Below are 11,668 nucleotides of genomic sequence, written 5' to 3' on the forward strand. Positions count from 1 at the left end.
CCCTCAGGGGGCGTACGGGCCGCCGAGCCCCCACGCCTGGTGCATCGCGCCGGCGAACGCGGCGGCCAGCTTGTGCTCGCCCGACGGGCCGGGGTGGGTGCCGTCGTAGGTGTCGGCGTCGAGCTCGTACGACTCCGGCACCGAGGCCAGGAGCAGCGGGGACGCGGCCGTGTCGAGGTCGGCGACCGCCTTCGCGAGGAGCTCGTTGAAGCGGGCGCACTCGGCGGCGAAGGGCGCGTCGTACCCGGCGCGCACATTGGGGATGACCGGCAGCAGGACGGCCCGGACCCGCGGGTTCGCGGCGCGCGCCGCCGCGACGAACGCCCGGACGTTCGCCTCGGTCTGCTCGCTGTTCGTGTAGAAGCCGAGGTCGATCAGGCCGAGCGAGATCAGCAGCACGTCGGCCCCGGTCGCCGTGACCGTGTCACCGATCACCGGCGCCATGTGCAGCCAGCCCTCGCCCCAGCCCGCCAGATGGCGGCGGGCGGGGGCGGGGAAGGCGGGGTCGGCGTACGCCTCCGAGGCCGGGGCGTCGGCGGCGGGGTCGTACAGCGAGGTGCGCGGCCCGACGATCTCGTACCCGCCGGGCAGCGTGGACTCCAGGTGCCGCCACATGCGGTACCGCCAGGTCCAGTCGCCGGCGCGTCCGATGGTCATGCTGTCGCCGACGAACAGAAAACGCATGCTCACATCATCACGGACGCCGTCCGGAGCCTGCGACGTGATCCGGACCACGAGCGGGCGGCGGCTGCCTCCGTACGGCGACGAGGCATACGGAGGCGAGGCATACGGAGGCGAGGCGTACGGAGGCGAGGCGTACGGCGGCAAGTAGGCCGCCTACGACGAGTACGCCTACGAGAGGAAGCCGTCGACCGTCGCCGCCAGCCACTCCCCGTCGTCGTGCCACGGGAAGTGCCCGCCCCCCGCCAGGACCGCGAGCTCGGCCTTCGGGAACAGTTCCGCGTACGCCGTGGCCGTCGGCACCGGGGTGTTCGCGTCGCCCTCCCCGGCGACGACGAGCACCGGCCGCCCGAACTCCGCGAACACCGCCCGCGTGGCCTCCGGGTCGAAGGCGCCCGCGCTCGCGTAGACCCCGGCGGCCTCCCCGTTCCGCTGGAGCGCCACGGCCGCGTGCCGCTCCCGCGCCGCCTCGTCCCAGGTGCCGTGGAAGAACGGCGCGACCGCCTCGAAGGCCTCGGCGGAACCCCGTCCCGCCGCCAGCTCCTCCAGAGCCGCGTACGCCGGGCCGAACCACGGCTCCCCGCTCCGCAGCCGCGCCGCCGCGAGCCGCTCCTCCCCGGTCGTCTCCAGACCGACGGCCGCCGTGCCGGGGGTCAGCAGCACCAGCCGGGCGACCCGCTCGGGGTACCGGGCCGTGTAGAGCGCGGCGAGGTTCGCGCCCGCCGAGTGCCCGAGGAGATCGACCGTGTCGAGCCCGAGGTGCACGCGCAGCGCCTCCACGTCGTCGACGAGCCGGTCGCAGCGGTACGAGGCCGGGTCCTCCGGCACCCCGGAGGCGCCCGTGCCCCGCAGGTCGAGCCGGATCAGGGTGCGGCGGGCGTCGAGCCCGCCGAGCCCGCCGAGATAACCGGAGTCCTGCATGGGGCCGCCGGGCAGACAGATCAGCGGATCGCCGGAACCGGACGCGTGGTACGCGAGCAGGGTCCCGTCGGGAGCGGAGAGCGTAGGCATGAGCGCGACCATGGCAGCGCCTCCGGTGCAGGTCAATCGGGTTTCCCCCGCCCCGTGGCACGCTTGATCCATGCGATCTGCTCTGTGCGCCCTCGGCGCGGCCGCCGCCCTGGTGCTGCTCCCGGCCGGCCATGCCCGTGCCGAAGGGCAGGAACCCGACCGCGACTTCACCATCGAGGACTCCCGCGTCACCGAGTCCAGCGGCCTCGCCGCCAGCCGGGCCCACCCGGGGATCTACTGGACGCACAACGACCAGGACGCCCCCCTGATCTACGGCATCGACTCCCGTACGGGAAAGACGGTGGCGACCCTGACCATGCAGGGCGTCGGCACGCCCCGCGACATGGAGGCCATCGCGGTCGGCCCGGACGGCGACATCTACGTCGGCGACATCGGCGACAACCTCGACGGCTCCTGGGACCACGTCTGGATCTACCGCTTCCCCGAGCCGAAGGTCCTCAAGGACCAGAAGGTGGCGGCGAAGCAGTACGTCGTGAAGTACGCCGACGGCGCGCGGAACGCCGAGGCCCTCATGGTCCACCCGAAGACCGGCCGGGTGTACATCGCGAGCAAGAACGAGGACGGCGGCGGCCTGTACGCGGGCCCCGAGCGGCTCTCCGCGTCCGGGACGAACGTCTTCCGGCGCGTCGGCGAGGTCCCGTGGGTGACCGACGGCGCCTTCTCGCCGGCCGGCGACCGGCTCCTGCTGCGCGGCTACCTCATGGCGCGGGAGTACGCGTGGAAGGACGGACGCCTCGGCGACGAGGGCACATCGGTCGGGGCGCCGTTCCAGGGCCAGGCGGAATCGGCGACGTACACGACGGACGGCTCGGCCTACATGTTCGGCTCGGAGGGCCGCAACAGCCGGGTGGTGCGGGTGGAGCGCACGGACGCGGGCGGCTCCTCGGAGAAGCCGGCCGGCACCCCGGCCACGCCCGGCTCACCGCCGTCCCCGCGCTCCCCGGCCGCCGACGGCGAGAAGGGAAACGTCACGGTCGGCTTCCTGGTCCTCGCGGGCGCGTTCGTCCTCGTCTTCGGTATCAAGCGACTGCTGCGGCGGGGCTGAGCGGCGGACATGCCGAAGGGCCCGGCACCGGATGTCTCCGGTGCCGGGCCCTTCGCACGTACGACCGACGGTTACAGCTTCTCGATGACGTAGTCGATGCAGGCCGTCAGCGCGCGCACGTCCGCCGGGTCGATCGCCGGGAACATCGCGATCCGCAGCTGGTTGCGGCCGAGCTTGCGGTACGGCTCGGTGTCCACGATCCCGTTGGCGCGGAGCACCTTGGCGACGGCCGCCGCGTCGATCTCGTCCGAGAAGTCGATCGTGCCGATGACCTGCGAGCGCTTCGCCGCGTCCGTGACGAACGGCGTCGCGTACTTGGACTCCTCGGCCCAGCCGTACAGCGCGTCCGAGGACTCCTTCGTCCGGGCCACGGCCCAGTCCAGACCACCCTGGCCGTTGATCCACTTCAGCTGCTCGTTGAGCAGGAAGAGGGTCGAAAGCGCGGGGGTGTTGTACGTCTGGTTCTTCAGCGAGTTGTCGATCGCCGTCGGGAGGGAGAAGAACTCGGGGACGTGCCGGCCCGAGCCGTGGATCTTCTGCGCCCGCTCCAGAGCGGCCGGGGAGAAGGCCGCGAGCCACAGGCCGCCCTCGGCGGCGAAGGACTTCTGCGGGGCGAAGTAGTAGACGTCCGTCTCGGTGATGTCCACCGGGAGGCCGCCCGCGCCCGAGGTCGCGTCGACCAGGACGAGCGCGCCCTCGTCGGCGCCCGCGACCCGCTTGATCGGGGAGGCGACACCGGTGGAGGTCTCGTTGTGCGTGTACGCGTAGACGTCGACGCCCGCCTCGGCCACCGGCTCCGGGTGGGTGCCCGGGTCGGCGGAGATCACGGTCGGCTCGGCCAGCCACGGGGCCAGCTTGGCGGCCTTCGCGAACTTGGAGGAGAACTCGCCGAAGGTGAGGTGCTGCGACTTGTTCTCGATCAGACCGTGGGTCGCGACGTCCCAGAAGGCGGTGGAGCCGCCGTTGCCCAGGATCACCTCGTAACCCTCGGGGAGCGAGAAGAGGTCACGGATGCCGGTACGTACCTCGCCGACCAGGTTCTTGACCGGAGCCTGGCGGTGGGACGTGCCGAGGAGAGAGGTGCCGGTGGCGGCCAGGGCGTCCAGCGCCTCCGTACGCACCTTGGAGGGGCCCGCGCCGAAACGGCCGTCGGCGGGCTTGATGTCAGCGGGAATCTGGATATCAGCCACGAGGCGGAGAGTATCGGGTCGGGAAGGGGCCGGTCGCCGGATGTCCGCCCGATGAGACGAGGACTGAGACATCCTGGGCTTGTGGGAACACACCAGGAACGGGCCGGGGACGCCGCCCGACTCGCCGCCGAGCTGCGCGCCGCCGTCGCCGGAGACGTCGACTTCTCCGTCACCGCGCGCGCCCTGACGACGATGGACGCCTCCAACTACCGCCGGGTGCCGGTCGGTACGGTCGCGCCGCGCGACGCCGACGACGTGGCGGCGGTCCTGGAGGTGTGCCGGGCGCACGGGACGCCCGTCGTGGCGCGCGGCGCCGGCACGTCCATCGGCGGACAGGCCACGGGGACGGGCGTCGTGCTCGACTTCACACGGCACATGGCCCGGCTGGTCTCGCTCGACCCGGAGGGCCGGACGGCGGTCGTCGGCCCGGGGCTCGTCCTCGACCGGCTGCGGGAGGCGGCCCGCCCGTACGGGCTGACCTTCGGCCCGGACCCGTCCACGCACAGCCGCTGCACCCTCGGCGGCATGATCGGCAACAACGCGTGCGGGGCGCACTCGGTCGCCTGGGGCACGACGGCGGACAACGTGCGCTCGCTGAATGTGGTGACGTACCGGGGCGAGAGATTGACGCTGGGGCGGGCGGGGCGGGAGGGGCCGGGTGGACCGGAGGGGGTCGCGGCTTCGGGGGCCGTCGGTTCGACGCTCGCCGGTTCCGGGGCTTCGGGGGCTTCGGGGGCTCCGGCCGGGCTGCTCGATCTCGTCGGCGGTCACCTCTCCCTCCTGCGGACCGGATACCCGCCCGGGCTGCCGCGCCGGATCTCCGGTTACGCGCTCGACGCGCTGCTCCCCGAGCGGGGCGTCGACGTGGCCCGGTCGTTCTGCGGCAGCGAAGGCACGTTCGGGGTGCTGACGGAGGCGACGGTACGGCTCGTCCCGCTGCCGGCCGAGCCGGTGCTCGTGGTGCTCGGGTACGCGGACGAGAGCGCGGCGGCGGAGGCGGCGGCGGGGCTGCTGCCGTACGGGCCGCTCACGGTGGAGGGGATGGCGGCCGATCTCGTACGGGGCGCCGCCGGACTGCCTCGCGGTGCGGCGTGGCTGTTCTGCGAGGTGGACGGGGAGGGCGCGGCACGGGCGCTGGTCCGGGCGGCGGACGCGGTCGACTCCACCGTGGTGCGGGACCCGGCGGGGCAGCGGGCGCTGTGGCGGATCCGCGAGGACGCGGCGGGCACGGCGACGCGGAGCCGGGACGGCACGGAGGCCTGGCCCGGGTGGGAGGACTGCGCGGTGCCGCCGGCCAGGCTCGGCGCGTACCTGCGTGAATTCCGGGCGCTGCTGGCCGAGTTCGGGCTGCACGGGGTCCCGTACGGGCACTTCGGTGACGGGTGCGTGCACGTTCGGATCGACTTCGACCTGTGGACGGACAAGGGGGTAGGGGACTTCCGCCGCTTCTCGGAGGCCGTGGCCGACCTCGTCGTCGCCCACGGCGGCTCGCTCTCCGGGGAGCACGGCGACGGACAGGCGCGGGCCGAACTGCTGCCGAGGATGTACGGGAAGGAGCTCGTCGGGCTCTTCGGCGCGGTCAAGGACGTGTGGGACCCGGACGGCGGCCTCAACCCGGGGATGCTCGTCCGCCCCCGCCCGCTCGACGAGGGCCTGCGGTTCGCGGGACTGCCCCTGGTGGGCCTCGGAAGGGAGGCGGCCCGCTGCGTGGGCGTGGCCAAGTGCCGCGTGGCAGGACCGAGTTCCGGACCGGGCGTGATGTGCCCGTCCTACCGGGCGACGGGGGAGGAGAAGCACTCCACCCGGGGCCGGGCGCGACTGCTCCACGAGATGGCGCTCGGCGAGGTCGTCACGGACGGCTGGCGCTCGGAGGAGGTGCGGGAGGCGCTCGACCTGTGCCTGTCGTGCAAGGGCTGCCGCAGCGACTGCCCGGTGGGCGTCGACATGGCGGCGTACAAGGCGGAGTTCCTCGACCGGCACTACGCCGGCCCGCTCGGCTTCCTGCGCCGGCCGCGCTCGCACTGGACGATGGGCCGCCTGCCGCACTGGCTCGACGTGTTCGGACGGGGGCTGAACGCCGGGATGCGGCTGCCGTTCGCGGCGCGCCTCGCCGGGGTGACGCCGGAGCGGGCGATGCCGAGGGTGGCGGACCGGACCTTCACGTCCTGGTTCGCCGAACGCGCCTCGGTCCGCACGGCGGCCCTCACCCTCTGGCCCGACACCTTCACCGACCATCTCGCGCCGGAGGTGGGCCGGGCGGCGGTCCGGGTCCTGGAGGCGGCGGGCCTGGGCGTGGCACTCCCGCAGGGCCGGGTGTGCTGCGGGCTGACGTACGTGTCGACGGGCCAGCTGGGGGCGGCGCGGAGGGTGATGCGGAGAACGCTGGACGTGATGGCAGGGGGTGCGGAAGGGGCCGCCGGACCCACGGGGCCCGTCGTGGTGCTGGAACCCTCCTGCGCGGCGACCCTCCGCACCGACCTGCCGGAACTGCTGCCCGACGACCCGAGGGCGGCCCGCCTGGCGGCCTCGGTACGGACCTTCGCGGAGGCCCTGGAGACGCTGGCACCGGACTGGGAGCCGCCGCGCCTGGACCGCCCGGTGACCGGCCAGACGCACTGCCACCAGCACGCGGTCCTCGGCGACGCGGCCGACCGCCGCCTGCGCACACGCGCGGGCCTGACGGGAGACCTCGCGGGCGGGTGCTGCGGCCTCGCGGGAAACTTCGGCTTCGAGCCGGGCCATTACGAGGTATCGGTCGCGTGCGCGGAGGACCAGCTGCTGCCGGCGCTGAGGGGAGCGGCCCCGGAGGCAACCGTCCTGGCGGACGGCTTCTCCTGCAGGACACAGATGGGAGACCTGGCGGGCGTCCGGGGCCGACACCTGGCGGAGGTACTGGCGGAGGCGGTGGACGAGGGGGAGACGGGTTCTTGAGGCCCTGGGGGTGAGCGTGCCTGGTGGGGTGCGGGCGCGGCCGCCCTCTTTCCGAGTGTGGCGGCCTCCACCACCGCGTCAAGGGCGCTCCTTCGTCGCGTCGGCTTCGCCGATTCCGCTGCGCTGCACCCTTGACCCGGCGGCGGAGGCCGCCTTTTCACACTCGGAGGGCGGCCGAGGGCCGGGGCCTACGCCGGGCTTCGGGCAGTCCACCGGTGGCGCTTGCGGGCGACGGGCCGGTGGGTGGGGGCTTGGTTCGTTGCGGGGGCCGGTGGGCGCAGTCCGGTGGGGTGGGGGTGCGCGGCAGTTGAATGGGGCGGCCCGGCTCGGCTCAGCGGCCGACCGCCGTCCTTCGGCCGGGATTCAGGCCCCGCTGGTCTGTCTTGGTGGGTGGTGGGAGCTGGTGGCGTGAGTTTCTTGCACTTTCACCGCCCGATAAGCGTGATTTGCCTCTAATGTGGCTTGGTTCGGGGCGGGTTACTCGGAGTAGTGCGCAGTTACTCACGCTCCCACCCACCGGGAGTGACCAGCGGGGCCTGAAGCCCGACCCCAGTCGGCATTTCGTCGCTGGGCCGGACCCCGACCGCCCCATTCAACGACCGCGCACCCCGAGCCGACGGAATCCGACCCACCGGCCACGAGCTCGCTTGTCGGCCGCGTCGTTGCCGCCCGGCTTGCGTTCATGCGCTCGCAGGTCCAAGTTCCTTCGAAAGTGGGCCGGTTGCCTGATTCGGGCCTCCGGGACGAGGCGCCCCGTTACTGTCGGCGTGAGCCGACATTGGGGGTGCCCTCCTCGTGGTCAACATCCGCAGCCTTGATCCGTCCGCCTCACCGCTGGACTACTACGGATCCGAACTCCGCCGCCTGCGCGAGGCCGCCGGACTCGGGCAGAGCCAGCTCGGCGGCATCGTCTTCTGCACGGGGTCCCTGATCGGCCAGATCGAGACGGCGAAGAAGGTCCCGACCCGCGACTTCTCGGAACGGCTCGACGCGGCGCTCGTGACGGGCGGGTTCTTCACCCGCCTGGTAGGCCTGGTGCTGAGGAGCCAGCTGCCGAGCTGGTTCCAGCCGTACGCCGAGATGGAGGCGAAGGCGGCGTACATCTCGACGTACCAGTCGCAGATGGTCTACGGCCTGCTTCAGACGGAGGAGTACGCCCGGGCGGTGCTGGCGACGGGGTTGCCGGACAAGCTCGAAGAGCTGGTGGCGGCGCGACTGGAGCGTCAGCGGATCCTGACCTGCGACCGTCCGCCGATGGTGTGGGTGATTCTTGACGAGGCCGCCCTGCGGCGCCCCATCGGCTCCCCTCAGATCATGCGTGCGCAACTGGCCCACCTGCTCAGCTTCCGTGAGGAACGCTGGGTGCGGATCCAGGTACTGCCGTTCGCGGCGGGGGAGCACGCGAGCCTGATCGGCTCTTTCAATGCCCTGCGTTTCGACAATGATCCGGACGTTGTGTACACCGAGGACCTCATCTCCGGGCACATGACGGCCGATCTGGACACGCTGAGGGAAGCCGCCCTTCGTTACGCTCACTTGCAGGCGTCCGCCCTGTCCGTGGAGGATTCGGCGGAACTGATCATGCGCGTCATGGAGGAGCAGTATGGGGACCGGATCGAGCATGACCAGCGTGGAGTGGCGTAAGTCCTCGTTCAGCGGCAACACCGGCGGCGACTGCATCGAGTGCGCCCCCCTCGGCCCCGCCACCTGGCTCAAGTCCTCCCACAGTGGCAACACCGGCGGCGAGTGCGTCGAGGTAGCCGATCTCGTCCCCCACATCGCCGTTCGCGACTCCAAGAACCCCCACGGCCCCCACTTCCGCGCCACCCCCGCCGCCTTCGCGGTGTTCGTGGCCGCCGCCGCGCAGGGGCGGTTCTGATCCGGCCCGAATGAGGGGCGTCAGTCCCCGCTGACGATCTCCCGGGCCATCGCCACCAGCGCCCCCGTCGCCGGGTGCGGGAACGCGTCCCGCCAGGCCAGCACCACCGGCAGCGGTGGCGCGTCCGGCAGGGGGCGGTACGTGACGCCCGGGTGGGGGTGCAGTGACGCCGTCGACGCGGACGAGACGCCGACGCCCCGGCCCGCCGCGATCGCCGTGAGCCAGTCGTCGGTGTTCGCCACCGTGACCGTCGCGGCCGGGCGGGCTCCCGCCGGCCAGAGGGTGAGCGTGGTCGTGCCGGAGACCGTGTTCAGGACGACGGTTCCGCCCGCCAGGTCGTGCAGGGCGAGGTGCGGCCGTTCCGCGAGGGGGCTGTCGGCCGGTACGGCCGCCACTCGTTCCTCGGTGGTGAGTTCCTCGGTGACCAGGCCCGGCGCATCGACCGCGCCGCGGAGCAGCGCCGCGTCCACCTCGCCCCGGGTGAGTCCCGCCGTGCGGTCGTCGATACGGAGGAGTTCGAGCGGGGTCTCTGGGTGTTCGCGCTGCCAGCGGCGGAGCAGGGGTGTGGTGTAGGGGCCGAAGGCCGACCACGCGTGTCCGAGGCGGAGCGGGCGGTGCCGCAGGCGGGCCGGGTCGACGGCGGCCTCGAAGGCGGCGAGCGCGGCGGCGGCCCGGTCCTGGAAGGCGCGGCCCTCGGCGGTGAGGGCGAGGTGGTGGGTGGAGCGGTCGACGAGCCGGGCGCCGAGGTGCTGCTCCAGGGCGGCGAGGGTGCGGGAGACGGCGGGTTGGGTGAGGTGGAGCCGGGCGGCCGCCCTGGTGAGGCTGGATTCCTCGGCGATGGCGAGGAAGCAGCGGAGGTGGCGCAGCTCGATGCTCATGCGTACGGAGCATAACCGCAGCGCAATCGGCATTTCCGGCGCCGCGCGGGGGCTCGTAGCGTGGGAGGGGAACTCCGGTGACAGTGGACCGATGGTGCATTATTCTGGACTGGAAGTTCAATGCAATGAACACTTGAGGAGTGGTCGGTGGACATCAGTCCGGTCAAGGAGGCGGGCCCGGTGGGCACCGCGGTCGACCCCGAGTCACTGGCCGCCGTCGGCGTCTCCCAGGGCGGCCGCGGACCCAAGGGGCTCGCGGGTCACCGCTTCGGGCCCGTCGCGCTCGTCGTCACCGGCGGGCTCTCCGTGCAGTTCGGGTCGGCCCTCGCCGTGCTCCTCATGCCGAGGGCGGGCGCCCTCGGCGTCGTCACCCTGCGGCTCGTGCTCGCCGCCGCCGTCCTGCTGATCGTCTGCCGCCCCAAGGTCCGCGGCTACGGCCGCGCGGACTGGGGCACCATCGTCGCCTTCGGCGCGGCGATGGCCGGCATGAACATCCTCTTCTACCAGGCCGCCGACCGGATTCCGCTGGGCGCCGCCGTGACCCTGGAGGTCCTCGGCCCGCTGATCCTCTCCGTGGTCGCCTCCCGCCGCCTGATGAACCTCCTCTGGGCGGGCCTCGCCCTCGGCGGCGTCGTCCTGCTCAGCGGCGGCGGCTTCGACCGGCTCGACCCACTGGGCGCGGCCTTCGCGCTCGCGGCGGGCGCGATGTGGGCGACGTACATCGTGTTCAGTGCGCGTACGGGCCGGCGCTTCCCGCAGGCGGACGGGCTGGCGCTCGCGATGGCCTTCGGCGCCGTCCTCAGCCTGCCGCTGGGCATCGCGGAGGCGGGCGACAAGCTCCTCGTACCGTCGACGATCGGCCTGGGCCTCGCGGTCGCCCTGATGTCGTCCGTCCTGCCGTACACCCTCGAACTCCTCGCCCTGCGCCGCCTGCCCGCCCCCACGTTCGCCATCCTGATGAGCCTGGAACCGGCCATTGCGGCGACGGCCGGCTTCCTCATCCTCAGCCAGGCCCTGTCCCTGACGGACGCCCTCGCGATCGCCCTCGTCATCGCGGCGAGCATGGGAGCGGTCCGCACCCAGGCGCGAGCGACGAGGCGAGAGCGAGAGCGAGGACGGTCGGCGTAGGAGCTAGGCGCGAGGCGCTAGGCGTCGGGGGCGAGGCCGGCGTCGGGGGTGAGGTCGGCATCGGGGGCGAGGACGTCCTGCCGGCGATCCCGCCCCAATGTCCGGTTCTACTTCTACGCGGCCGGTGCCGCGAGGCGGAAGCCCACGCCGATCGCCTCCAGGTCCGGCTCATAGGCGCCGTGCCGACGAGCGCAGCGGGCCAGGTCCCGGTCGTGGCGGAAGGCGCCGCCTCGGGTGACGTGCCGGTCGAAGGCCCAATCTTCGGTGGTCGCCACCTCGGCGGGCGCGCCGGGGTAGGGGGCGTAGAGGGTGGAGGTCCACTCGTCGGCGTTGCCCGCCATGTCCAGCACACCGAAGGGGCTGGCTCCGTCGGGGAACGAGCCGACCGGCGTGGTGGTGCCGATGCCCAGGTCCACCAGATTGGCCAGACCGGTTCGGTACGCGTCGCCCCACGGGAACTCCCGGCAGTCGTCGCCCCGCGCGGCGCGCTCCCACTCGTCCTCCGTGGGGAGCCGCACCTCGTGGCCGAGCTGTTCTCCGAGCCACCGGCAGTAGGCCGTCGCCGCCTCCCAGGGCACCCCGATGACCGGGTGGTCTGCCGGGCCCTGGGGGGCCGGTCGGCCGGTGGCCGCCGCGAAGCGTGCCCACTGGCCGACCGTGACCGGGGTGCGGGCGACCCGGAACGCCGGGACGTGGACCTCCGCGCGGGGAGCTTCCTTCAGGTACCACTCCACCGGCACCCCGGTGTCGGCGTAACGGCGGGCCACTGCCGGGACTTCGTCGACCGGCGTACCTCGGCGCAGCAACCCTGCCGGGATGTCGACCCAGTTCACCTGCTCCACCTGCTTCACGTGCTCCACCCGCTCCACCTGCATTGACACTCCTTGGCTCACGTGCGCAACTC

At 73.0% G+C, this 11,668-nt stretch carries 10 protein-coding genes; 5 read left to right on the top strand and 5 right to left on the bottom strand.

Features of this window, described 5'->3' with window-relative positions:
* Nucleotides 1-3: 3 nt before the first annotated feature.
* Together DEJ43_RS20815 and DEJ43_RS20820 are read right to left on the bottom strand one after the other, a co-directional pair.
* Nucleotides 4-684 (bottom strand): GDSL-type esterase/lipase family protein, encoded by a 681-nt coding sequence (locus DEJ43_RS20815; protein WP_015035356.1) that lies wholly within the window; start codon nt 682-684, stop codon nt 4-6.
* 168 nt (nt 685-852) lie between these two features.
* Nucleotides 853-1,692, bottom strand: a complete 840-nt coding sequence (locus DEJ43_RS20820) for an alpha/beta fold hydrolase (protein ID WP_041664099.1) — start codon at nt 1,690-1,692, stop codon at nt 853-855.
* Nucleotides 1,693-1,762: 70 nt separating this feature from the next.
* Here DEJ43_RS20820 and DEJ43_RS20825 point away from each other — a divergent pair, with 70 nt between their 5' ends.
* Nucleotides 1,763-2,758, top strand: a complete 996-nt coding sequence (locus tag DEJ43_RS20825; RefSeq protein WP_015035358.1) for an SdiA-regulated/phytase-like domain-containing protein — start codon at nt 1,763-1,765, stop codon at nt 2,756-2,758.
* 71 nt (nt 2,759-2,829) lie between these two features.
* Here DEJ43_RS20825 and serC read toward each other — a convergent pair whose 3' ends face one another.
* On the bottom strand, nt 2,830-3,948 hold the full coding sequence (gene serC / locus DEJ43_RS20830; RefSeq protein WP_015035359.1) for a phosphoserine transaminase: 1,119 nt from the start codon (nt 3,946-3,948) through the stop codon (nt 2,830-2,832).
* A gap of 51 nt (nt 3,949-3,999) precedes the next feature.
* On the opposite strand from serC, the gene DEJ43_RS20835 reads away from it, so the two are divergent.
* The 3 genes from DEJ43_RS20835 (at nt 4,000) to DEJ43_RS20845 (ending at nt 8,758) form a co-directional block, all read left to right on the top strand.
* Nucleotides 4,000-6,879, top strand: a complete 2,880-nt coding sequence (locus tag DEJ43_RS20835) for an FAD-binding and (Fe-S)-binding domain-containing protein (protein ID WP_015035360.1) — start codon at nt 4,000-4,002, stop codon at nt 6,877-6,879.
* Nucleotides 6,880-7,674: 795 nt separating this feature from the next.
* Nucleotides 7,675-8,523: a helix-turn-helix domain-containing protein gene (locus DEJ43_RS20840; protein ID WP_015035361.1), complete on the top strand. Its 849-nt coding sequence runs from the start codon at nt 7,675-7,677 to the stop codon at nt 8,521-8,523.
* Nucleotides 8,501-8,758, top strand: a complete 258-nt coding sequence (locus DEJ43_RS20845) for a DUF397 domain-containing protein (RefSeq protein WP_015035362.1) — start codon at nt 8,501-8,503, stop codon at nt 8,756-8,758. The genes DEJ43_RS20840 and DEJ43_RS20845 overlap by 23 nt, the downstream gene beginning before the upstream one ends.
* A 20-nt stretch (nt 8,759-8,778) precedes the next feature.
* Here the strand turns inward: DEJ43_RS20845 and DEJ43_RS20850 are convergent, their stop codons facing one another.
* Nucleotides 8,779-9,636, bottom strand: a complete 858-nt coding sequence (locus tag DEJ43_RS20850) for a LysR family transcriptional regulator (RefSeq protein WP_041662745.1) — start codon at nt 9,634-9,636, stop codon at nt 8,779-8,781.
* Nucleotides 9,637-9,789: 153 nt separating this feature from the next.
* Here DEJ43_RS20850 and DEJ43_RS20855 point away from each other — a divergent pair, with 153 nt between their 5' ends.
* Complete coding sequence (locus tag DEJ43_RS20855; RefSeq protein WP_181399458.1) at nt 9,790-10,764, top strand: EamA family transporter; 975 nt, start codon at nt 9,790-9,792, stop codon at nt 10,762-10,764.
* 113 nt (nt 10,765-10,877) lie between these two features.
* Here the strand turns inward: DEJ43_RS20855 and DEJ43_RS20860 are convergent, their stop codons facing one another.
* Nucleotides 10,878-11,639, bottom strand: coding sequence for a formylglycine-generating enzyme family protein (locus DEJ43_RS20860; protein ID WP_015035365.1), 762 nt, complete (start codon nt 11,637-11,639; stop codon nt 10,878-10,880).
* Nucleotides 11,640-11,668 lie beyond the last annotated feature (29 nt).

It is taken from the genome of Streptomyces venezuelae ATCC 10712, from assembly GCF_008639165.1.
GTDB classification, from domain to species: domain Bacteria; phylum Actinomycetota; class Actinomycetes; order Streptomycetales; family Streptomycetaceae; genus Streptomyces; species Streptomyces venezuelae.